Source organism: Streptomyces canus 299MFChir4.1 (assembly GCF_000383615.1).
Lineage (GTDB): Bacteria > Actinomycetota > Actinomycetes > Streptomycetales > Streptomycetaceae > Streptomyces > Streptomyces canus_C.
Genome location: NZ_KB911589.1, coordinates 66450 through 87847 on the forward strand (window position 1 = coordinate 66450; position 21398 = coordinate 87847).

At 68.0% G+C, this 21398-nt stretch carries 20 protein-coding genes; 9 read left to right on the forward strand and 11 right to left on the reverse strand.

What is annotated here, in order from left to right; all coding sequences use genetic code 11:
- Window positions 1-69 precede the first annotated feature (69 nt).
- A complete protein-coding gene (locus H293_RS0120185) occupies window positions 70-1473 on the reverse strand; it encodes a class II fumarate hydratase (RefSeq protein ID WP_020119666.1) in 1404 nt (467 codons plus the stop codon).
- Between the two features lie 268 nt (window positions 1474-1741).
- On the opposite strand from H293_RS0120185, the gene H293_RS53780 reads away from it, so the two are divergent.
- Together H293_RS53780 and H293_RS0120200 are read left to right on the forward strand one after the other, a co-directional pair.
- Window positions 1742-3310: a recombinase family protein gene (locus H293_RS53780; RefSeq protein ID WP_020119667.1), complete on the forward strand. Its 1569-nt coding sequence runs from the start codon at window positions 1742-1744 to the stop codon at window positions 3308-3310.
- Window positions 3311-3524: 214 nt separating this feature from the next.
- A complete protein-coding gene (locus H293_RS0120200) occupies window positions 3525-3962 on the forward strand; it encodes a hypothetical protein (protein WP_020119668.1) in 438 nt (145 codons plus the stop codon).
- 255 nt (window positions 3963-4217) lie between these two features.
- Here the strand turns inward: H293_RS0120200 and H293_RS0120205 are convergent, their stop codons facing one another.
- From H293_RS0120205 to H293_RS0120240, 5 genes are all read right to left on the reverse strand, one after another.
- Window positions 4218-4802 (reverse strand): hypothetical protein, encoded by a 585-nt coding sequence (locus H293_RS0120205; protein WP_028808028.1) that lies wholly within the window; start codon window positions 4800-4802, stop codon window positions 4218-4220.
- A gap of 296 nt (window positions 4803-5098) precedes the next feature.
- Entirely contained in the window at window positions 5099-5743 is a 645-nt protein-coding gene (locus H293_RS0120210; RefSeq protein WP_020119670.1) for a class I SAM-dependent DNA methyltransferase, read from the reverse strand.
- 618 nt (window positions 5744-6361) lie between these two features.
- The gene (locus tag H293_RS0120225) at window positions 6362-7210 is read right to left on the reverse strand and encodes a helix-turn-helix domain-containing protein (RefSeq protein WP_028808030.1); all 849 of its coding nucleotides are present in this window, start codon (window positions 7208-7210) and stop codon (window positions 6362-6364) included.
- 15 nt (window positions 7211-7225) lie between these two features.
- Entirely contained in the window at window positions 7226-7750 is a 525-nt protein-coding gene (locus H293_RS0120230; RefSeq protein WP_020119672.1) for a DUF6879 family protein, read from the reverse strand.
- A 369-nt stretch (window positions 7751-8119) separates the two neighbouring features.
- Complete coding sequence (locus H293_RS0120240) at window positions 8120-9790, reverse strand: fumarate hydratase (protein WP_020119674.1); 1671 nt, start codon at window positions 9788-9790, stop codon at window positions 8120-8122.
- Between the two features lie 167 nt (window positions 9791-9957).
- Between H293_RS0120240 and H293_RS0120245 the strand changes: the two genes are divergently transcribed.
- Window positions 9958-10734 carry a DUF1707 SHOCT-like domain-containing protein gene (locus H293_RS0120245; protein ID WP_020119675.1) on the forward strand — a complete coding sequence of 259 codons (777 nt, stop codon included), beginning with the start codon at window positions 9958-9960 and terminating at the stop codon, window positions 10732-10734.
- Window positions 10735-10908: 174 nt separating this feature from the next.
- Complete coding sequence (locus H293_RS49790) at window positions 10909-11283, forward strand: WhiB family transcriptional regulator (RefSeq protein WP_037719932.1); 375 nt, start codon at window positions 10909-10911, stop codon at window positions 11281-11283.
- Window positions 11284-11393: 110 nt separating this feature from the next.
- On the opposite strand, the gene glpX is transcribed toward H293_RS49790, so the two are convergent.
- Window positions 11394-12428 carry a class II fructose-bisphosphatase gene (gene glpX / locus H293_RS0120255; RefSeq protein ID WP_020119677.1) on the reverse strand — a complete coding sequence of 345 codons (1035 nt, stop codon included), beginning with the start codon at window positions 12426-12428 and terminating at the stop codon, window positions 11394-11396.
- Window positions 12429-12555: 127 nt separating this feature from the next.
- Here glpX and H293_RS0120260 point away from each other — a divergent pair, with 127 nt between their 5' ends.
- Window positions 12556-13077 carry a DUF4245 domain-containing protein gene (locus tag H293_RS0120260; RefSeq protein WP_020119678.1) on the forward strand — a complete coding sequence of 174 codons (522 nt, stop codon included), beginning with the start codon at window positions 12556-12558 and terminating at the stop codon, window positions 13075-13077.
- Window positions 13078-13137: 60 nt separating this feature from the next.
- On the opposite strand, the gene H293_RS0120265 is transcribed toward H293_RS0120260, so the two are convergent.
- From H293_RS0120265 to xseA, 3 genes are all read right to left on the reverse strand, one after another.
- Window positions 13138-13728 (reverse strand): malonic semialdehyde reductase, encoded by a 591-nt coding sequence (locus H293_RS0120265; protein WP_020119679.1) that lies wholly within the window; start codon window positions 13726-13728, stop codon window positions 13138-13140.
- Window positions 13729-13862: 134 nt separating this feature from the next.
- The gene (locus H293_RS0120270) at window positions 13863-14099 is read right to left on the reverse strand and encodes an exodeoxyribonuclease VII small subunit (protein WP_020119680.1); all 237 of its coding nucleotides are present in this window, start codon (window positions 14097-14099) and stop codon (window positions 13863-13865) included.
- A 9-nt stretch (window positions 14100-14108) separates the two neighbouring features.
- Window positions 14109-15317 carry an exodeoxyribonuclease VII large subunit gene (gene xseA, locus H293_RS0120275; protein ID WP_020119681.1) on the reverse strand — a complete coding sequence of 403 codons (1209 nt, stop codon included), beginning with the start codon at window positions 15315-15317 and terminating at the stop codon, window positions 14109-14111.
- A 195-nt stretch (window positions 15318-15512) separates the two neighbouring features.
- Here xseA and H293_RS0120280 point away from each other — a divergent pair, with 195 nt between their 5' ends.
- The gene (locus tag H293_RS0120280) at window positions 15513-16523 is read left to right on the forward strand and encodes a 4-hydroxy-3-methylbut-2-enyl diphosphate reductase (protein WP_078612626.1); all 1011 of its coding nucleotides are present in this window, start codon (window positions 15513-15515) and stop codon (window positions 16521-16523) included.
- Between the two features lie 29 nt (window positions 16524-16552).
- The gene (gene ppgK, locus H293_RS0120285; RefSeq protein WP_020119683.1) at window positions 16553-17296 is read left to right on the forward strand and encodes a polyphosphate--glucose phosphotransferase; all 744 of its coding nucleotides are present in this window, start codon (window positions 16553-16555) and stop codon (window positions 17294-17296) included.
- 46 nt (window positions 17297-17342) lie between these two features.
- Here the strand turns inward: ppgK and H293_RS0120290 are convergent, their stop codons facing one another.
- Entirely contained in the window at window positions 17343-17861 is a 519-nt protein-coding gene (locus H293_RS0120290) for a DUF6542 domain-containing protein (protein ID WP_063746923.1), read from the reverse strand.
- Between the two features lie 177 nt (window positions 17862-18038).
- Here H293_RS0120290 and ychF point away from each other — a divergent pair, with 177 nt between their 5' ends.
- Window positions 18039-19127, forward strand: coding sequence for a redox-regulated ATPase YchF (ychF, locus tag H293_RS0120295; RefSeq protein WP_020119685.1), 1089 nt, complete (start codon window positions 18039-18041; stop codon window positions 19125-19127).
- A 73-nt stretch (window positions 19128-19200) separates the two neighbouring features.
- Window positions 19201-21381, forward strand: a complete 2181-nt coding sequence (locus H293_RS0120300; protein ID WP_020119686.1) for a DEAD/DEAH box helicase — start codon at window positions 19201-19203, stop codon at window positions 21379-21381.
- Window positions 21382-21398: the final 17 nt, after the last annotated feature.

Below are 21398 nucleotides of genomic sequence, written 5' to 3' on the forward strand. Positions count from 1 at the left end.
CAGATATTAGGTGCCATAGGCATACGACGCTGCGGTGCGTGTCGCGGTTCACGCCGGCGCCGGGAAAGGTTACGGCCGTGTCATCCGCAGGACATCCAGCGCCTCGTCGAGCTGTTCGGCCGTCAGGTCGCCGCGCTCCACGTATCCGTTCTCCAGCACGACCTCGCGGATCGTCTTCCGTTCCGCGAGCGCCTTCTTGGCGACCTTCGCGGCCTCCTCGTACCCGATGTACTTGTTGAGCGGGGTGACCACGGAGGGCGAGGACTCGGCGTACTCCCGGGCCCGTTCGCGGTGGGCGACGATGCCGTCGACGGTCCGGTCGGCGAGCAGCCGGGAGACGTTGGCGAGCAGCCGGACCGACTCCAGGACGTTCTTCGCGATGACCGGCAGCATGACGTTGAGCTCGAAGTTGCCGGCCGCACCGGCCGTCGCGACGGTGGCGTCGTTGCCGATCACCTGGGCGGCGACCATGAGGACGGCCTCGGGGATCACCGGGTTGACCTTGCCGGGCATGATCGAGGAGCCGGGCTGGAGGTCGGGAAGCGAGATCTCGGCGAGCCCGGTCCTGGGCCCGGAGGACATCCACCGCAGATCGTTCGCGATCTTCGTCAGCCCGACCGCGATGGTCCTGAGCTGCCCGCTGGTCTCCACGATCCCGTCCCGGGCGCCCTGCGCCTCGAAGTGGTCCCGCGCCTCGGTGAGGGGCAGCCCGGTGGCGCGGGCGACCTCCTCGATGACGGCGGCCGAGAAACCGGGCGGGGTGTTGATGCCGGTGCCGACCGCTGTACCGCCCAGCGGCAGCTCGGCGAGCCGGGGGAGGGAGGCCTCCAGCCGCTCGATCCCGTACCGCACCTGCGCCGCGTAGCCGCCGAACTCCTGCCCCAGGGTCACCGGGGTGGCGTCCATCAGATGCGTCCGCCCCGACTTCACGACGTCGGCGAACTCCTCGGACTTGCGGGTGAGGGCGTCGGCGAGGTGCTGGAGTGCCGGGATCAGGTCCCGGGTGACCGCGGCGGTGGCGGCGATGTGGATGGAGGAGGGGAAGACGTCGTTGGACGACTGGGAGGCGTTGACGTGGTCGTTGGGGTGCACGTCACGGCCGAGCCGCTCGGTCGCCAGCGTCGCGATGACCTCGTTGGTGTTCATGTTGGACGAGGTGCCGGACCCGGTCTGGAACACGTCGATCGGGAAGTGCGCGTCCCAGTCGCCCCGGGCCACCTCGTCGGCCGCCTCCTGGACGGCCTCGGCGATGTCCTTGTCGAGCACGTTCAGCCGCGCGTTCACCTTCGCGGCCGCCCCCTTGATCCGGGCCAGTGCCTCGATGTGCGCCCGCTCGATCCGCTGCCCGGAGATGGGGAAGTTCTCCACGGCCCGCTGGGTCTGGGCCCGCCACCTGGCGTCCACCGGGACCCGGACCTCGCCCATGGAGTCGTGCTCGATCCGAAACGCCTGTTCCTGCTGCTCGTCGGCCACTGCCGATCACCTCCGTCTTGGTCAGCGTCCGCCCCTGTGGCACCTATTCCTGCCGCGCGGACCGGCCCGGAAACCGGAGGCCCGCCGAGACCCCTAAGCACGAGGACCCCGGCCGACGGCTCGACCGGGGTCCTGAGAGGTTCGGCGGGGTCCTACGCCAGACCCGGCCCCCGTACCGGAATCGACGTGAACGTGGGCGCCGGCGCCGGGTCCTGGAAGAAGTCGTTCAACTTGTTCATCTTGCGTGGACCCTCGTACGATCGCCGCCATGATCAAGCATCCGAGGGTCCTGGGCGCTGTCCGCCTGTCCATCCTCAAGGACGACACCACCAGTCCCGAGAAGCAGCGGCAGGCCGTAGAGCACTGGACTGCTGGCCCCGCCGTGGACGGTCGCATTGCGGGCTGGGCGGAAGACCTGGACGTGTCCGGTGCGATGCACCCCTTCAAGCGACCGGGCCTCGGTCCTTGGTTCAACGAGCGGGCCGACGAGTGGGACGTGTTGGCCGTCTGGAAGCTCGACCGCCTCAGTAGGAAGGCGGGCCACTTCGCCGAGGTCTTCGAGTGGTGCCAGAAGCACGGGAAGTCCATCGTGTCCGTGACCGAGGGCATCGACATGTCCACCCCCATGGGCAAGATGTTCGCTCAGATCATCGCCGCCTTTGCCGAAGGCGAGTTGGACACCATTCGCGCCCGCGCGCTTTCTGGCTCGGCCGCCCGCAAGGCCAAGGGCGTTTGGATCGGTGGCGTCGAGCCGTACGGGTACCGCTTCGAACGGCAGGAAGGCGGCGGAAAGAAGCTCGTTCAGGACCACACGTATGCGGAACTGTTCCGAGAGATTGTCGAGCGACTAAAGGGCGACTGGTCGTCGTACAAGATCGCACTTGATCTGAATAAGCGTGGCGTTCCCACTTGGCGGGATCATCTTCGAATCGTGAAGGGGGAAGATCCGAGGGGCGTTGCCTGGACTGCCAACGCGATTCGCGCCATAGCTATGAATCCCACGGTGGCCGGCATCTACACGTACAAGGGCGAGAACGTCGTAGACGAAAACGGCGAGAACGTTCGGATCACTGATGATCCGTTGATGGATTTTGCCGAGTGGTCAGAATTCGTGGCCGCCCTCAAGAGTGATCGTCCGGTTAGGCGGTCCACCCCTTCACGGTCGATGCTGGGCGGTGTGGCTACCTGCCAGGCTTGCGGCGCCCGGATGTCGTCCAACAAGAAGACGAAGCCGAACGGCCGCGTGCATCACTACTACGCCTGCAACAACGTCAACACCGGAACGTGCTCAAACCCTGGCCGCATTCGCCGCGATGACCTAGACATGGCGGTTGGGACTTTCGTGAAGTTCACTCTCGGCCCGCTCCCGGTTATGGAGCGGGCCGGTAATTCGATCAGTCAGGCCAAGGTCGACCTTGCCGAGGCCGAAGCGACGCTAGACCGACTGGAAGCCGATTACCTAGCTGGACGGTTCAAGACCGACGTTCAGGTTGAACGCTACTGGGGGCAACACGAATTCCAGTCGGCCAAGGTTGAACGCCTGAGGGAGGAAATCAAGACTGCCGAGGATGCCCCGGCCTGGAAGGAGACGGGTCGGACTTACTCCGAAGAGTGGACGACTAAGGATGACGAACAGAAGCGTGTGTTCCTGCAACGGCACGGCATAACTGTGACGGTGGGGGCCACGGAAGACGGGAGCCGACGAGTCGTCTGCAAGATGGCTGAGCTTGCCGAGATCGCCAAGGAAACCGGGCTTCAAGTTCCCGAGGGATACTGGTTGATCGAGCCGGAAGCGGAATACATTCTGCCGAAGCAGATGGCTTATAAGCGGAAGTAGGTAGGGCCGCCCACGCTCCCAACCCTTGCCCCCGTCGCGTGTAAACGCTTCGGGGGCCTTTCCATGCCCACGCTCGGCCCCCTGACCGTTTAAACGCTCTTGCTTGATTCCGCCACCCCTGGCGGGTTAAAACCTAGGCATAGAAGACCGCACAGCGGCCCCGGATAACCGGGGCCTTTTCTGTTCCCGCATCCCCCGAAAGGAGACCTGACCGATGACCTTTGCCGAACAGTACGCGGGCGCTATCACGGGGCGCAGAGTGAAGCTGAAAAAGCGCGGGTTCGCCCTTGCGGCCGAGACGGCTCCCCCGACCGGGCAAGCCGCCCTGTGGTATGCCGACGCGGTTCTATGCGTGCCACGTAGCGGTCAGGCCGTGGCCCGGCAGATAGCCCGCCTCTGCGGCGACGAATCCGAGGTGACTGTTCCGTGGCGTTCGCTTGCCGATGCTGTCGGCGTACGCGACCGGGCCGGGAACCATCGCCGCTATACCGAGCGTGGAGTGAAGGCCCTGATCGATGCCGGATGGCTCGAAGTCGAGACGGTTGGGAGCAAGCGCGGGGCGAAGACGACGTTCCGCCTCCTGGCGGGTGACCGTTCCTCGGAGTGCCTGGGCTGGATCGATGACCGGGAATGGTTCGCCGAGGCTGCCTGAACGGCCCTCGGCGACTTATGGCCTTAGTAATGACCCCTCGGGGGCCGTTAGTTGCTGCGCTCCGCTGCGCAGCTATGCCCTGGCCGATCAAGGCCAGGGAACTTATGGCCTTAGACAGAAGCAGCGCCCCTCTAAGGGCGCTGCTCTATAGAAGCTTACTAGCGTTCGCGTCTCGCCCTGGCCGAGGAATGGAGGCCAGACTTCATAGCAACCTAGAGGCACCCCGTGGAAGGTGCCTCTATCTGCGAGACAGAATTACTCAGCTTCAACGATGTCTGAGGACGAGTCGTCCTCGGCGTCGAGTAGGCCGCCGAAGTGACCAAACACCCAACCATCGACCATGGTTGGGTAAGCGTCTATCAGCATCCTCGGAAGAGAGTCTTTCGGCTCATCGAGGTGGAAGCACCATTGCGACACGACGTTGTCGCCCAAGGCTAGATCGGCTACAGCAGCGCGCAGCCGCGCTGCATGCTCCAAGATGTCGCCTTGACTCACGGCAGATATTGAGCCTACCGAGGCTCCTTCATGCGCAATGAAGTTGCGGGCTTTCCTCGCCCCATCGAGGGCGTCGAAGTCGGAGGTTCGCGAGCCCAGCGATGTGTTCGCTAGGTCTCGCAACGTTCCCCCGAGCATCTTGTCCGGGGGCAGACCATTGATCATCTCTTGCAGACCCAACACCGGGTCGGCTTGTGCAGCCTCGGCAAGGTTGGCCATCCGCAAGACGTACTGACACTTCGACTCGAAGGCATTGGCCAGATGCAACGAGCGACCAGCCGACAGGAAAAGCGCGTCCAACAACCGTGGCTCACGCGGCTTCAGATAGCTCAGCGACCAACCCATGCGATCCACGGTACTGACACCGTCAAGGGGATTTCGGCCGGCTGACGGGGAAGGCGCCGGTGTTCAGGTCGCGGAGGCTCCCACAATGGCCCTGGCCACCGGAAAGAACTGGGAAGGGGGGTCTGAAACTCTGAAGGCATCCTTCCGGGCACCCGCGCCATTCCTTCCGAGCGCACGGCCGCACATTAACCCGAACTGGTGGGAATCTGCGCCTATGCTTAACGCATCGTAGCGACCCCTCCAGCGTATATCTGGATTGCGCTGTCCTATCGGTCGCAACCGGAACGCTGGCGGGGCTAGGACTGACGGCGCGCGAAAAGGACCGCCCCTGGAACACTCTCATCAAGGTCGAGCAGCATTTGGGCCTCGACCGTGAACCCAGCCTCGCGTAGCCAGGCCGCCACTTGGTCGGGTTGGCGGCGGTGGACGTAGACGTTCATCGGATAACCGCCGTAGCCCTGCGTCTTCAGCCTCGACTCGTCGCCGACGTGAAAGCCGAGCAGCAGTGGTCCGCTGGGACGCAACACCCGCCGGAAGTGGCCGAAGACCGTGGGGACGGCATCGTCGGGGACGTGAATCAACGACCAAAAAGCGAGCAGGCCGACAACCGAAGCGTCGGCGAGGTCGAGGTCTGTCATCGAGCCCACCCCGAACCGCAGGCCGGGGTGGTCGCGCCGAGCTACGTCGATCATCACGGGTGAGAGGTCGATACCGAAAGCGTCCACAGCCAACTCATGCAGGTGAGCGGTGACGGGTCCAGGTCCGCAGCCCACGTCCGCCACCGGCCCGCCGCCAGCGGCGTGCACCAAGTCGGCGAACAACGCCAGAGCCGCTCGAAGGTACGGTTCCCTGGCCAAAGCCTCGCGTATTCGGTCGGCATAGCTGACCGCGACCGTGTCGTAGGAAGTCCGGGTGTCTGCTAACCAGCGGTCCGCGTTCATGCCTCGACACGGTAGTCCAGTGATCAGGACGCCGTGCACAGCCAGCGCACCGCGTGATCATCGTTTCGATGCCGCAAGACACAGGCTGACGACCCAGATCAACTGGGATCAACAACGAACCAGACCAGGTCATCCGAGACGGGGGCCAGACTCCCCAAGAGGGGACATGCGCCCACGTCGCTCAGTGGGGGACCCGTAGATCCGTCTCGAAAACGGTCGCCATGGCGTTCAGCCACTCGATCATGCCGGGGGCCCTGCCCCCGTACCCAGTACGGCCTGCCCGCCGCTTCTTCGGGCGCTCCAAGGCTGTGGTCACGGTCGGCCCAAGCGGCTCTGCCGGTTGGCTTCCGCTACTCGTTCCCTCAGCGTCGGGCGGGGACTGCCGACGCCGGAATGCGGGGCCAGGTCTGCGCCTTCCGCGCTGTTCCCTAGCGGGTCGTCGGCATCTTTGAAGACCAGTAGCCGCCCGTCATCTCCGTGGTCTGCCACATCCCGGGCCAGTCGTGCTCTCGCTTCGCTCGCCATGGTTGCCCGCTCCTCGTAGCTGCGCTCCGTGGCCAACAAGCTAGGAACGGGCCACGGTTGGGCTCTACGAAGTTCTACAGAATTGCACGCGAGTTACCCGAGGGCCCCTATGGCATCGGTGATCAGGGCGCGCGCTGAGCCCCCGTAGACGGCAATCTCGGACAGCCGATCGAATGCCTCGGCGTACTGCCCGATCTCTGAGGGAGCAGTGACGTTGACAGCGGCAGTCAGTAGCTCCACCTGGGCCTGCTCGGTGTCGTAGATGCTGAACGTCTCCAGCGGCCACATGTGCCGCGAAGCCGTGAACGGCACGACTCCCAGGGATACCGCCGGAAGGGACATGATCGACAGCAGGTGCCCGAGTTGCCCGGCCATGACTTCGGCGTCGCCCATGCGGTACCGCAAGACGGCTTCTTCAACGAGGATCGCGAAACGGTGGTCACCTTGGCGCAGCACGCGCGCCCGATCCATGCGGGCCGCGACGGCTTCGGCCACGTCGTTCGGGGACTGCCGGAAGTGGGTGATCTCGGAGAGCAGCGCCGTAGCATAGGCCGGCGTCTGGAGCAGCCCCGGCACAACGTTGGAACAGTAGATCCGGAAAGTCCGCGTGCGCTCGAAGAGCGGTACGTATGACTCTTGGAGTCGACGCAGTCCCGTGCGCTGTAGGCGTCGCCACTCGACATACATGGACTCAGCCGAGCGAGAAGCGGCGATCAGGTCGGCCGCTTGGCCGTCAGCTCCGCAGACACCGCACCATGCGCGGATATCAGCATCGGACGGTGGCGTAACCGCGTTCTCCAGCCGACTCGCCTTGGAGGGGTGCCAGCCGGCCTGTAGGGCCACCTCCCGCGCGGTCAGCCCAGCGTCTAGGCGGACCTCCCGGAGACGTGCTGCGAGCGCCTCACGGGCAGCCTGGACGCTGGACGACGGGGAACGGGCCATTGGTGCTGTCGGGCCTCAGATCTTGTAGCGGTCGTGCGGAATGGCTCGGTCCCAGACGGCTTCGAACGCCGAGGCGCACAGCTTGACCACCTCGGGACGGTCGTCCACCTCGTCGCCGAGGTAGACACCTTCACCTGAGAAGTAGCCGAACCTCACCAACCGGTCATCGAAGCACCAGTAGTCGTTGCCCGGCAGGGCAAGGTCCGACGCTTTCCGGCGGGGAAGCCAACGGATCTGCTCACCAGCGGCGACGTTGGTAAACGTGCCGTCGTAGAGGTAGCGCGTGTACTCGCTCACGGGTTCCGAGACGATTCGGGCGCGACGGATGACCACGCCATGGGAGACGGTTTCCGACACCATGTCGAGCCACGGACGCCACCACGACGCACGGTCGTTCGGGTCGGGCCGATAGCCGGCCTTCCACGCGGCCACGCGCGGAGCCTCGTCGGGGTCGTCGTAGAAGTCGCGCATCTCCAGATGCACGGCGGACCGCTGACAGTTCGCCAGCAGCTCAGCGAACGGCGGTGCCGTCTGCGGCATCGCATGCCTCCCGGATGGCGGCAGCCATACGCATGGGCAGCCGGACGACGGTCTCACTGTCGGGGATGGGACCGGACTTCAGGCACTCGGCACGCGTGGCCTCGTCCACCCTCCAACCCTGCATCACGATCTCTTGCTTCTCCTCGTCAACCCACACGGTGGGGCAGTTCGCCCCATCCGTGTTCGGGTCCTTGGCGATGAACCGTAGCGACACAGCAGCCTCCCGGGCTAAGTGGGTTGCACGGACTTCTACGCAACGAACCCTCGCGACGCACGCGATGCGGCGTCAAGAGTGCAGTTTTGGCCAGGTCAGACGACAAGAGCCCCCGGCGGGTGCCGGGGGCTCTCTTCAGGCGTCGCTCCGCCGGGTCAGCCGAGGCCGGGACCCCGCACGGGGATGCTGGTGAACGTCGGCTGCTCAGGTTCCCGCGAAGTGAAGAAGTCGTTCCCCTTGTCGTCGACCACGATGAACGCCGGGAAGTCCTCGACCTCGATCTTCCAGACCGCCTCCATGCCGAGCTCCTCGTACTCGACGACCTCGACCTTCTTGATGCAGTCCTGGGCGAGCCGGGCCGCCGGGCCGCCGATGGAGCCGAGGTAGAAGCCGCCGTGCGCATCGCACGCGTCGGTGACCTGCTTGCTGCGGTTGCCCTTGGCCAGCATCACCTTGGAGCCGCCCGCCGCCTGGAACTGCTCGACGTAGGAGTCCATGCGACCGGCCGTCGTCGGGCCGAAGGAACCGGACGCGTAGCCCTCGGGCGTCTTCGCCGGACCCGCGTAGTACACCGGGTGGTCCTTCAGGTACTGCGGCATCTCCTCGCCCGCGTCAAGGCGCTCCTTGATCTTGGCGTGCGCGATGTCCCGCGCCACGACCAGCGGGCCGGTCAGCGAGAGCCGCGTCTTCACCGGGTACTTGGTGAGCTCCGCGAGGATCGACTCCATGGGCTGGTTGAGGTCGATCCGGACGACGTCGGAGGCCTCGTCCAGGTGCTCGTCCGTCGTCTCCGGCAGGAACCGGGCCGGGTCCGTCTCCAGCTGCTCCAGGAAGACCCCCTCGGCGGTGATCTTCGCGACGGCCTGGCGGTCGGCCGAGCAGGACACGGCGATGGCGACCGGGCAGGACGCGCCGTGCCGGGGCAGCCGTACGACCCGCACGTCGTGGCAGAAGTACTTCCCGCCGAACTGCGCCCCGATCCCGATCTTCTGCGTCAGCTCGAAGACCTTCTCCTCCAGCTCCTTGTCCCGGAAGCCGTGCCCGAGTTCCGAGCCCTCGGCCGGGATCTCGTCCAGGTAGTGCGCGGAGGCGTACTTCGCGGTCTTCAGCGCGTACTCGGCGCTGGTACCGCCGACGACGATCGCGAGGTGGTACGGCGGACAGGCGGCCGTACCCAGCGAACGGATCTTCTCCTCCAGGAACTTCATCATGGAGGCCTCGTTCAGGACGGCCTTCGTCTCCTGGTACAGGAACGACTTGTTGGCCGAGCCGCCGCCCTTCGCCATGAACAGGAACTTGTACGCGCCGCCGTCGGTGGCGTACAGCTCGATCTGCGCGGGGAGGTTGGAGCCGGTGTTCTTCTCGTCCCACATGGTCAGCGGGGCCATCTGCGAGTAGCGCAGGTTGAGGTTCAGGTACGCGTCGTAGATGCCCTTCGACAGCGCCGCCTCGTCACCGCCCTGGGTGAGGACGTTCTGCCCGCGCTTGCCCATGACGATCGCCGTGCCGGTGTCCTGGCACATGGGCAGGACGCCGGCCGCCGCGATGTTCGCGTTCTTCAGCAGGTCCAGCGCGACGAACTTGTCGTTGGCGGAGGCCTCGGGGTCGTCGATGATGCGGCGCAGCTGGGCGAGGTGCGCCGGCCGCAGGTAGTGCTGGATGTCGTGGATGGCCTCCTCGGCGAGCTTGCGCAGCGCCTCCGGCTCCACCTTGAGGAAGGTCCGCCCGTCGGCCTCGAAGGTGGAGACACCCTCGGAGGTCACCAGCCGGTAGGGGGTGGTGTCCTCTCCCATGGGGAGCAGATCGGTGTACGCGAACTCAGGCATCTCAGCCCATTCCTCACTCTGCGGGTCGACCACCCGCCTCCGTTGGCGGGCCTCACCAGCCTAGAACCTGTCCAAGGTCGGCAGCTTGTGAGGTAAGGCTCAGTCGGTTCGCCAAGAGTTGTCCACAGGCCTAGTCGCGATCTATCGCGTTTCGGTACGCTGCTGCGGTGGACCTTCAGAAGCCCGAACACAAGCACGCGGGCCCCGCACCCGCGGTGGCCGACCCGCGCGCCTCGGACGCCGACCTGCGCGCCTCGGACGCCGACCTGCGCGCCTCGGACGCCGACCTGCGCGCCTCGGACGCCGACCGCGACCGTATCGCCGACATCCTGCGCGAGGCCCTGGCCGAGGGCCGCCTCTCCGCGGACGAGCACGCCGAGCGGGTCGAGGGGGTGCTGAGCGCCAAGACGGTGGGCGAGCTGGAGGTCTTCATACGGGACCTGCCCGCGGCCCACCAGCGCCGCAGCGCCCCGGTCTGGGCCCCCGCCGCCAACCGCCCGACCGACGCGATCCCCCCGGACCCGGACGACAACGTGGTGGCGGTCTTCAGCGCCGCCGTCCGCAAGGGCCGCTGGCGCGCGGGCCGCCGTATCCACGCCTACGCGGTCTTCGGCAGCGTCGAGATCGATCTCAGTGAGGCGATCTTCGAGTACCGCCAGGTCGTCATCAAGGCGTTCTCGGTGTTCGGCAGCGTCGAGGTGCGCGTCCCGGAGAACATCTCGCTGCGCGGCACGGGAGTCGGTGTCCTCGGCGACTTCCAGGTGGACACGCTCGACTCGGCCGAGCCGGACGCGCCCGTGGTGTACGTCGACGGCTGGGCCGTCCTCGGAAGTGTGGAGGCGAAGCCCAAGCGCGGCAAGCTCGTCGCGGACATCCTCGATCGGGTTCAGCGCGCGGTCGATCGCAAGGTGGACAGGAGTTTGCGCAAACACCTGGATCGTTGACGGTTGTGAATCCGGGTGTGTCCGAAGCGGAGGATTCCGCCCTCGGTCGGCTCTCGGAAGCGCACGCGACCGCCCGGAATCCAGCGGTTCGGGACTCAGTGCATAGGCGCGCGCACAGCGGGTAGGGCTTGCTGCATCGTCTCTCGCTCGCGAAGCCGTCGTCAGGAGTAGACCGTGCTGCAACCGCCGCATTCGTCCCTGCAGGTAGCTGCCGTTCCTGCCCAGCGGGTGCCAGTGCGGGACAGGGACCAAGACGCTCCGTGGCACACCGAGGCGGTGTGCCGGCGCGACGAGGCCGGCCTGTTCTTCGCCCCGTCCAAGGAACCCACCGCCGCCAGGCTCTCCCGCGAGGAGGCCGCGAAGCGCGTCTGTGCCCGGTGTCCGGTCATGGTCGAGTGCCGCGAGCACGCCCTGCTCCAACCCGAGCCTTACGGCGTCTGGGGCGGCCTCACCGCGGCCGAACGCCGAGTGGTCCTGGCCCGGCGCAGGCGCCGCGAGCTGGAACTCACGAAAGCGGCGCGGGCGGCACGCATAGCCCAGGCGGGCTGAGAAGCCGTACATGAAAAGGCGCCCCCACCGCACCGGGGGCGCCTTTTGGACTGGGCTGAGCGGAAGCTACCCAGGGGCGCCGCACTCACCGACGAACCAGCACCCCCGAGCTATTTGGCGCGGTCGAAGTCAATCGCGCTGTAGGCCCGCAGCTTGCTCAGCCGGTGCTCCGAGTCGATCCGCCGGACCGTCCCCGACTTCGACCGCATCACGATCGAGTCGGTGGTCGCGGTCTCCGACCGGTACCGCACACCCCGCAGCAGCTCGCCGTCGGTGATCCCGGTCGCCACGAAGAAGACGTTCTCCCCGGACACCAGATCGTCGGTGGTCAGCACCCGGTCCAGGTCGTGCCCGGCGTCGATCGCCCGGGCCCGCTCCTCGTCGTCCTTGGGCCACAGCTTGCCCTGGATCGTCCCGCCGAGGCACTTCACGGCACAGGCCGAGATGATCCCCTCGGGCGTACCGCCGATGCCCAGCAGCATGTCGACGCCGGTGCCCTCGCGCAGCGCGTAGATCGACCCGGCGACGTCACCGTCGGAGATCAGCTTGATGCGCGCGCCGGCCTCCCGGATCTCCTTGATGATCCCCTCGTGCCGCGGCCGGTCGAGGATCACCACCGTCACATCCTCCGGCGTGGAGCGCTTGGCCTTGGCGACGCGGCGGATGTTCACGGCCACCGGCGCGTCGATGTCGACGAAGTCGGCGGCCTCGGGTCCCGTGACCAGCTTGTCCATGTAGAAGACGGCGGACGGGTCGAACATCGACCCCCGGTCCGCGGCCGCCAGCACGGAGATCGCGTTCGGCATGCCCTTGGCCGCCAGCGTGGTCCCGTCGATCGGGTCGACGGCGATGTCGCACTCGGGCCCGGTCCCGTCCCCGACCCGCTCCCCGTTGAAGAGCATCGGGGCCTCGTCCTTCTCGCCCTCGCCGATGACGACCACGCCGTTCATCGACACGGTGGAGACGAGGGTCCGCATGGCGCGCACCGCGACACCGTCGGCGCCGTTCTTGTCGCCCCGCCCGACCCAGCGGCCCGCGGCCATCGCGGCGGCTTCGGTCACTCGGACGAGCTCCAGGGCGAGGTTGCGGTCGGGGGCCTCGGAGGGGACTTCGAGTTCGGACGGCAGATGATGATGCTCGGTCATCGGAGCGCACCTTTCTGATACGACGACGGCCGGATGAGGGTTCGACCATCGACTCTATCGTCAGTCCGACAAAATGAGCAGGGGACCCCACGGATGAGCGGACCGGGCACCTGCGACGATAGGGGGCGTGGCAGGTTCGAACGGCAAGCAGAAGACGGTCCGGGACATGATTCTCTCCCTGGGCCTGATCGGGATCGCGGCGGCGGTCATCTACGTGTTCATCCCGCACGACGACTCCGCTCCGGACATCAAGACGGTGGACTACCGCGTCGAGCTGCTCACGGCCCGCCGCGCGGCGTCCTACCCGGTGGCCGCGCCCGAGGGTCTGCCGGCCGACTGGAAAGCGACCTCGGTGCGCTTCCAGGGTGACCAGTTCGACGCCTGGCACCTGGGTTTCCAGGCCCCCGGTGACCAGTACGTGCAGATCGAGCAGTCGACTCAGAAGCCGTCGGTGTTCATCGACGAGGCGAGCCAGGGCGCCGAGGCGACGAAGCAGACCCAGCGGATCGCGGGCCGCACCTGGACGCGGTACACGGGCGGCCGCTACGACGCCCTCGTGCACCGGGGCGACGGCGCGACGACGGTGGTCGCGGGCACGGGATCGCTCGACCAGCTGACCGAGATGGCGAAGTCCCTCAAGATGGCGTGAGACCGCACGAGAGGGCCCGGCCGTCAGGCGGCCGGGCCCTCTCGTCGTGTGTCAGCCGTCTCAGACGGTGGTGACGACCTCGTCGTACGCGAGGCGCGGGGAGCGCGGGAACCAGGCGTCGTCGCCCGGCTTGCCGATGTTGACGACCATCAGCGGGGTGTGGTCGTCGTCCAGGAACTCCTTGCGGACGCCCTCGAAGTCCAGACCGGTCATCGGGCCGGCGGCGAGGCCCGCGGCGCGGACACCGATGATGAAGTACGCGGCCTGCAGGGCTGCGTTCAGCCCGGCGGCACCCTCGCGGGCGGGACGCTCGCTGAAGAAGAGGTCCTTGGCCTGCGGGAAGTGCGGGAGGAGCTGCGGCAGCTCGTCGTGGAACTCGTTGTCCGCGGAGAGGATCGCGACCAGCGGGGCGGTGGCGGTCTTCGGCTGGTTGCCCTCGGACATGTGCTGGACCAGGCGCTCGCGGGCCTCGGCGGAGCGGACCAGGGTGATGCGCAGCGGGCTCTGGTTGAAGGCGGTCGGACCGTACTTGACAAGGTCGTAGATCGCCTGGACCTGCTCGTCCGTCACCGGCTCGTCGGTGAAGGTGTTCGCGGTGCGGGCCTCGCGGAACAGCAGGTCCTGGGCGGCGGGGTCAAGAACGAGAGACATGGTGAACCTTCTGGGACGACGTCGGCCCCGGAAACGGACCGTGGACCGGTTGACGTCTCCGACCGTACGCGAATGAAGTTCAACCTTCAACTAAAAGCGGGGTGTGGTGATCCGCTTCACAGATCACCTGGGACCTACTGCTCGGAGTCGCCCTCGCCGTCCTCCGACTCCTCGGCCAGCGCCGCGTCCAGCCGGGCCCGCGCCCCGTCCAGCCACCGCCGGCACACCTTGGCCAGCTCCTCGCCCCGCTCCCAGAGCGCGAGGGACTCCTCAAGCGTCGTACCGCCCGCCTCCAGCCGCCGTACGACCTCGATCAGCTCGTCCCGCGCCTGCTCGTACCCGAGCGCCTCTTCCGCCACCTTGCTGGTCATCCGCCCACCCTATGCATCGACTCGGACAGTGAACTCACCCTCGGCGACCCGCGCGCGCAGCGTCTCTTCCGCCGTCACCTCGTCCGGTGCCCGCACCACGTGTCCGTCGGCCCTCTGGAGGACGGCGTACCCGCGCTGGAGGGTCGCGGCGGGGGAGAGGGCCACCACGCGTGCGTGCGTGTGCGTCAGCTCGGAGTCGGCACGGTCCAGCAGATGGCCCAGGGTGCGGCGGGCGCGGTCGGCCAGGGCGGCCACATGGTCGGCACGCTCGTCGATCATCCGGTGCGGATCCTCTATCGACGGCCGCGCCAGCGCCTGCGCCAGGCCCCGCTCCTCGCGCTGGAGGAAGGACTCCACACACCGCCGGGCGCGATCCCGCAGCGCCCGCACCCGCTCGTACTCCTCGCCCACGTCCGGTACGACCTTCTTGGCCGCGTCCGTGGGGGTGGAGGCCCGCAGGTCGGCGACGTAGTCGAGCAGCGGGGTGTCCGGTTCGTGCCCGATCGCAGACACCACCGGCGTACGACAGGACGCGACCGCCCGCACCAACTGCTCGTCGGAGAACGGCAGCAGATCCTCCACGCTGCCCCCGCCGCGCGCGACGATGATCACGTCCACGTCGTCCAGCGCGTCCAGCTCCTTGACGGCCTGCACGACCTGCGGGACGGCGTGCACGCCCTGCACCGGGACGTTGCGCACCTCGAAGCGGACGGCCGGCCAGCGGTGCCGGGCGTTCTCCAGGACGTCCCGCTCGGCGGCCGAGGCCCGCCCGCAGACCAGCCCGACGAGCTGCGGCAGGAACGGCAGCGGCTTCTTGCGCTCTGCTGCGAACAGCCCCTCCGCGGCGAGGGACTTCTTCAGCTGCTCCAGCCGGGCCAGCAGCTCCCCGACCCCGACCGGCCTTATCTCGGCGGCCCGCAGCGAGAGCTGGCCCCGCGGCGCGTACCACTCCGGTTTCGCCAGGACGACGACCCGGGCGCCCTCGCTCACCACCTCGGCGACGTCGTCGAAGACCTGCCGGAAGCAGGTCACGCCCACCGAGATGTCGTACGACGGATCGCGCAGCGTGAGGAACACGACGCCCGCGCCCGGACGCCGGGAGAGCTGGGTGATCTGCCCCTCGACCCACACGGCACCGAGACGGTCGATCCAGCCGCCGATGAGGCGCGACACCTCGCCGACGGGCAGAGGCGCTTCGGGTGTCGAGTTCACAGCCATGCCGCGAGCGTAACGGCCCGCTACGACAACGCACCGTCACCAGCGGCCGGCCACCGGCCGCGCCGGGTGAGCAGCGCCCTCCCGTGCGGGCACCGCCGCCGGGGGGTTGGGCCCCGGTGGTGCGAGCCCCCGCAGATCCTCACACCACCAACCCGGCTCGGAGGCGATCTTCGACGAGCCGTACGCGGCCTTACGATGGGACGCATGACTGCTTCGCCTGGCCGCCGTGTCCTGCTCGCCGCCCCCCGTGGCTACTGCGCGGGTGTGGACCGCGCCGTGATCGCCGTCGAGAAAGCCCTGGAGCAGTACGGCGCTCCGGTGTACGTCCGGCACGAGATCGTCCACAACAAGTACGTCGTGCAGACCCTGGAGAAGAAGGGCGCCATCTTCGTCGAACGGACGGAGGAGGTCCCGCCGGGCAACATCGTCATGTTCTCGGCCCACGGCGTCGCCCCCGTCGTCCACGACGAGGCCGCGCGCGGCAAGCTCGCCACCATCGACGCGACCTGCCCGCTGGTCACCAAGGTCCACAAGGAAGCCGTGCGCTTCGCCAATGAGGACTACGACATCCTCCTGATCGGGCACGAGGGTCACGAGGAGGTCATCGGCACCTCCGGCGAGGCACCCGAGCACATCCAGCTCGTCGACGGCCCGGCCGATGTCGCCAAGGTCGAGGTCCGTGACCCGTCGAAGATCGTGTGGCTCTCCCAGACGACCCTGAGCGTCGACGAGACCATGGAGACCGTCGACGCCCTCAAGGAGAAGTTCCCGCAGCTCATCTCCCCGCCCAGCGACGACATCTGCTACGCCACCCAGAACCGCCAGCTCGCCGTCAAGCAGATGGGCGCCGAGGCCGAGCTGGTCATCGTGGTCGGCTCCCGCAACTCCTCCAACTCCAAGCGGCTCGTCGAGGTCGCCAAGCTCGCCGGCTCCCGCGAGGCCTACCTCGTGGACTTCGCGAGCGAGATCGACGAGGCCTGGCTGGAGGGCGTGACCACGGTCGGCGTGACCTCGGGCGCCTCGGTGCCGGAGGTGCTCGTCGAGGAGGTCCTGGAGTGGCTGTCGCAGCGCGGCTACGGTGACGTGGAACTCGTGAAGGCGGCCGAGGAGTCCATCACCTTCTCCCTTCCGAAGGAACTGCGGCGCGACCTGCGCGAGGAGGCCGCGGCGCTGGTCGCGGAGCGCAAGGGGACCTCCGAGGCGTGACTGTCCGTCGTCCGTCGTAACGTAGGGCCATGCAGATCTTCGGCTTGGACATCGGCGGATCCGGGATCAAGGGCGCCCCTGTGGACCTGGACAAGGGCGAGCTCACCCAGGAGCGCCACAAAGTGCTCACCCCGCACCCGGCGACGCCCGACAGCGTGGCCGACGGGGTGAAGCAGGTCGTGGACCACTTCGGGTGGACCGGCCCGGTCGGGCTGACCTTCCCGGGCGTGGTCACCGGCGGATCCCACATCCGTACGGCGGCTAATGTCGACAAGAGCTGGATCGACACCGACGCGCGCGCGTTGTTCAGCGACCGGCTCGGCGGACTGCCGGTGACCGTGGTCAACGACGCGGACGCGGCGGGCGTCGCCGAGATGAGCTTCGGCGCCGGCAAGGACCGCAAGGGCACCGTCATCCTGCTCACTCTGGGCACCGGCATCGGCAGCGCACTCTTCGTCGACGGAGTCCTCGTCCCCAACACCGAGCTGGGCCACCTGGAACTGCACGGCCACGACGCCGAGAAGAAGGCGTCCAGCAAGGCCAGGGAGGTTGAGGAGCTCACCTGGGAGCACTGGGCCCACCGCGTCCAGAAGTACCTCGCCCACGTCGAGATGCTCTTCTCGCCCGAGCTGTTCATCGTCGGCGGCGGCGTCAGCCGCAAGTCCCAGAAGTTCCTGCCCCACATCGAGGGCATCAAGGCCGAGATCGTCCCGGCGCAATTGCAGAACAACGCGGGGATCGTGGGGGCGGCGATGCGGGCGGCGCAGGAGTAGGCCGGCCAGCGGGCCGCTGGACTCCTGCCGTCGGCCCACGCCGGCGTCAGCGCGAGCGGCCCCGCACCAGCCGGATCCTGCGGACCAGGGCGATGAGGCCGGCGGCCAGGGTCCCGGCGTAGAGCCAGCCGGCCTGCGTGGCCAGGGCGGTGAACAGGCCCATCAGCCGGCCCGAGGTGCCCCCGCCGCTGTCGGCGACCGGGAGGAGCCCGACGGCGAAGGCGATCGGCACGATGATCGGGGCGGTCAGCAGGTCGCCCCGCCGCATCCAGACCGACGTCAGCACACTGACCGGTACGAACAGCACGCCGTACAGGGTGAGCGACGAGCCGAACAGCAGGGAGACGAGGAAGCCGAGCGCGACCATCAGCCCGGCGCAGAACAGGCCGCCGCCGAGCCCGGTGAGCCGGGGGTTGGGCAGCCGCCGCAGTGACTGGACCACGGGGGGCGGCGGGCGGCGGCCCATCGGCGGCCGGCGCTCGCCGCGGGCTTGCGCGGGCAGCGGTGCTCCCTGGGCCGGGCGTCGCGTTCCGTTGTGCGGGGGTCGGGTCCTGTGTTGCTCCACTGGACCAACCTAGGTCTGTTTATGTGTGGAATCGCTCGTGAGACACGCCGTGGGAAAGACCTTGGCCATGCGTTCGAGAGGGCCGCCGGAGCGTGCTGCGACACGCCGTAGACTGGTGGATCGGCCCCCTGGCCGCCAGTCTCCTCACGTCTCCTCTCATGTACGGGAAGTCGCAACGTGTCGCTCACGATCGGAATCGTCGGTCTGCCGAATGTCGGCAAGTCGACCCTGTTCAACGCCCTGACCAAGAACGACGTGCTGGCGGCCAACTACCCGTTCGCCACGATCGAGCCGAACGTCGGCGTGGTCGGCGTCCCGGACCCGCGCCTGACGAAACTGGCCGAGATCTTCTCCTCCCAGAAGATCCTCCCGGCGACCGTCGACTTCGTGGACATCGCGGGCATCGTGAAGGGCGCCTCCGAGGGCGAGGGCCTGGGCAACAAGTTCCTCGCGAACATCCGTGAGTCCGACGCGATCTGCCAGGTCATCCGCGCCTTCAAGGACGAGAACGTCGTCCACGTCGACGGCAAGGTCTCGCCCAAGGACGACATCGAGACGATCAACACCGAGCTGATCCTGGCCGACCTCCAGACCATCGAGAAGGTCCTGCCCCGCCTCCAGAAGGAGTCGCGGATCAAGAAGGACGTCGTGGCGAAGGTCGCGGCGGTCGAGGCGGCGAAGGAGATCCTGGAGAAGGGCGACACGCTGTTCTCCGCGGGCATCGTCCAGGGTTCCGGCAACGAGGAACTGCTGCACGACCTGCACCTGTTGACGACGAAGCCCTTCCTGTACGTCTTCAACGTCGACGAGGACGAGCTGGTCGACGAGGCCTTCAAGGACGAGCAGCGCGCCCTGGTCGCCCCCGCCGAGGCGATCTTCCTCAACGCCAAGCTGGAGGCGGACCTCGCCGAGCTCGACGAGGAGGACGCGATGGAGCTCCTGGAGTCGGTCGGCGCCGAGGAGCCCGGCCTCGCCACCCTCGCCCGCGTCGGCTTCAACACCCTCGGCCTCCAGACCTACCTCACGGCAGGCCCCAAGGAGTCCCGCGCCTGGACGATCAAGAAGGGCGCCACGGCCCCCGAGGCGGCCGGCGTGATCCACACCGACTTCCAGAAGGGCTTCATCAAGGCGGAGGTCATCTCCTTCGACGACCTGGTGGAGACCGGTTCGGTGGCCGAGGCCCGCGCGAAGGGGAAGGCGCGGATGGAGGGCAAGGACTACGTCATGCAGGACGGGGACGTGGTGGAGTTCCGCTTCAACGTCTGACGACCGACCAGGAACCTGTGTCCACCCGCCTCTCGGCGGGGGCACAGGTTTCTGTCCATGGAGGGGCGGGGGCGTGGGGCGTGGTGAGCGGGACACGGTCGCGAGGGGAGCGCGGCTGTACGAGGCGGCCCGGGCGGTGGTCGCCGACCACGGCAGGGCTGCGGAGGCCGTACGGGCCGCGCTGAAGCCGATCCACGACGCGGCGGTGCAGCGGGAGCTCGACGCCATTCCGGTGGCCCGACTGCAGGACGTCACCGAAGGCCGGCTGCGGCTGGGGAGCGTCGAGAAGAGCGGACTGCGCACGGTGGGCAGCGTGCTCGCAGCAGGTCCCTACCGGTTGCGGCAGATTCCCGGTGTCGGGCAGCGCACCGTGGACCAGATGCTCGCGGCCGCCCGCCGGCTCTCCGAGGCCGCGCACGAGACCGTGGCCGTCCACATCGACGTGGAGCGGCCGGAACCGAGCACCACCGCGCTCGTCATGGCCCTGCACGTCCTGGTGGAGGCCGGTCCGGACGCCCGGCGTGCGGTCGACAAGGCCGCCGTACTGTCGGAGCGGCTCGGTCCGCTGCTTGCCGACGCCAGGCTCACCGTCGGACGAATCCGGCTTCTCCTGGCGGGCCAGGAGAAGAAGGCCCGTGCGTGGGCGGCCGTCACCGAGATCCGGTCGCTGGTGGACGAGGCGGAGCGGTCGGGCCTGCCCGAGCTGCTCGCCCAGGCCTCGGTGGACCTCCTCCGGGTGCCCCCGTCCGACATCGCGGCCTGGGTGGACTTCGAACTCCGCTCCGCCGAGTACTACAGCCTGCTCGCCGAGATCTCCGGGCGGCAGCCGGACGCGGCCGCCGCCGAGGGCTTCCTGCCGGACGAGATCGCCGAGCGGGTACGGACCCAGCCCCTCGACGACGCGCACCGACGGGTCTCCCTGCGCGGCTACCAGGCCTTCGGCGCCCGCTTCGCGCTGGCTCAGCGCAAGGTGATCCTCGGCGACGAGATGGGACTCGGCAAGACCATCCAGGCGATCGCCGTGCTGGCACACCTGGCGGCCGGGGGACAGAGCCACTTCATGGTCGTCTGCCCGGCGAGCGTCCTCGTGAACTGGACCCGGGAGATCGAGACCCGCAGCGCCCTGCGGGTCACCGTGCTCCACGGCCCCGACCGGCACCTCGCGTTCGCCGACTGGAAGGGTCGGGGCGGGGTCGGGGTGACCACCTTCGACGCACTGCGTGGATTTCCCGTGCCGGGCGGCGGGGAGGTCGGACTGCTCGTGGTGGACGAGGCGCACTCCGTGAAGAACCCGAAGGCCAAGCGGTCGCAGGCGGTCGCCGTGTGGGCGGAGCGGTGCGAGCGCGCCCTCCTCATGACCGGAACGCCGATGGAGAACAGGGTCGTGGAGTTCCACAACCTGGTCCGGATGCTCGACGGCGACCTCGCGGACTCCCTCGGAGAGCGGGAGCGGTGGGCCGGATCGGTCGCCTTCCGCAAGACCGTGGCCCCGGTCTACCTGCGGCGCAACCAGGAGGACGTGCTCACGGAACTCCCGAGCCTCCAGCAGACCGACGAGTGGGAGGAACTGAGCGCGTCGGACGAGGAGGCCTACCGTGAAGCCGTCCGCGCGGGCAACTTCATGGCGATGCGCAGGGCCGCGTACATGCGCCCCGAGAAGTCGGCCAAGCTGGACCGGCTCCTGGAGATCGTCCGGGAGGCCGCCGAGAACGGGCAGAAGACGGTGGTCTTCTCCCACTTCAAGGACGTACTGGGCGTGGTGCGGGAAGCACTCGCGACCGCGAGCGCCGACGGCACCGCGCTGTTCGGTCCGCTCACCGGAAGTGTCCCGGCCGGGCGGCGGCAGCAGATGGTCGACGACTTCGCCGGTGTCCCGGGCCCCGCGGTGCTCGTGGCGCAGATCCAGGCAGCGGGCGTCGGCCTCAACATGCAGGCCGCCTCCGTCGTCGTCATCTGCGAACCCCAGATCAAGCCCACCATCGAACACCAGGCGGTGGCCCGCGCCCACCGCATGGGTCAGGTCAGGCCGGTCCGTGTGTACCGTCTCCTCGCCACCGGGGGCGTCGACGAACGCCTGGTGAAGCTGCTGGAGATGAAGACCCGCCTCTTCGACGCCTACGCCCGCCGCAGCGCCGTGGCCGAGGCCAGCCCGGACGCGATCGACGTGTCGGACACCGACCTGGCCCGGCAGATCGTCGAAGAGGAACAGGCGCGGCTGGGCATGACGGACGACAGGCTCACGGCGGCCGAGTGAGTGGGCGACCGAAGCCC

Excerpts from the sequence above, each read along its gene's own strand:
- H293_RS53780 (WP_020119667.1), top strand. The coding sequence starts at position 1,742 with ATGATCAAGCATCCGAGGGTCCTGGGCGCTGTCCGCCTGTCCATCCTC.
- H293_RS0120200 (WP_020119668.1), top strand. The coding sequence starts at position 3,525 with ATGACCTTTGCCGAACAGTACGCGGGCGCTATCACGGGGCGCAGAGTG.
- H293_RS0120205 (WP_028808028.1), bottom strand. The coding sequence starts at position 4,802 with ATGGGTTGGTCGCTGAGCTATCTGAAGCCGCGTGAGCCACGGTTGTTG.
- H293_RS0120210 (WP_020119670.1), bottom strand. The coding sequence starts at position 5,743 with ATGAACGCGGACCGCTGGTTAGCAGACACCCGGACTTCCTACGACACG.
- H293_RS0120225 (WP_028808030.1), bottom strand. The coding sequence starts at position 7,210 with ATGGCCCGTTCCCCGTCGTCCAGCGTCCAGGCTGCCCGTGAGGCGCTC.
- H293_RS0120230 (WP_020119672.1), bottom strand. The coding sequence starts at position 7,750 with ATGCCGCAGACGGCACCGCCGTTCGCTGAGCTGCTGGCGAACTGTCAG.
- H293_RS0120240 (WP_020119674.1), bottom strand. The coding sequence starts at position 9,790 with ATGCCTGAGTTCGCGTACACCGATCTGCTCCCCATGGGAGAGGACACC.
- glpX (WP_020119677.1), bottom strand. The coding sequence starts at position 12,428 with ATGACCGAGCATCATCATCTGCCGTCCGAACTCGAAGTCCCCTCCGAG.
- H293_RS0120265 (WP_020119679.1), bottom strand. The coding sequence starts at position 13,728 with ATGTCTCTCGTTCTTGACCCCGCCGCCCAGGACCTGCTGTTCCGCGAG.
- H293_RS0120270 (WP_020119680.1), bottom strand. The coding sequence starts at position 14,099 with ATGACCAGCAAGGTGGCGGAAGAGGCGCTCGGGTACGAGCAGGCGCGG.
- xseA (WP_020119681.1), bottom strand. The coding sequence starts at position 15,317 with ATGGCTGTGAACTCGACACCCGAAGCGCCTCTGCCCGTCGGCGAGGTG.
- H293_RS0120280 (WP_078612626.1), top strand. The coding sequence starts at position 15,513 with ATGGGACGCATGACTGCTTCGCCTGGCCGCCGTGTCCTGCTCGCCGCC.
- ppgK (WP_020119683.1), top strand. The coding sequence starts at position 16,553 with ATGCAGATCTTCGGCTTGGACATCGGCGGATCCGGGATCAAGGGCGCC.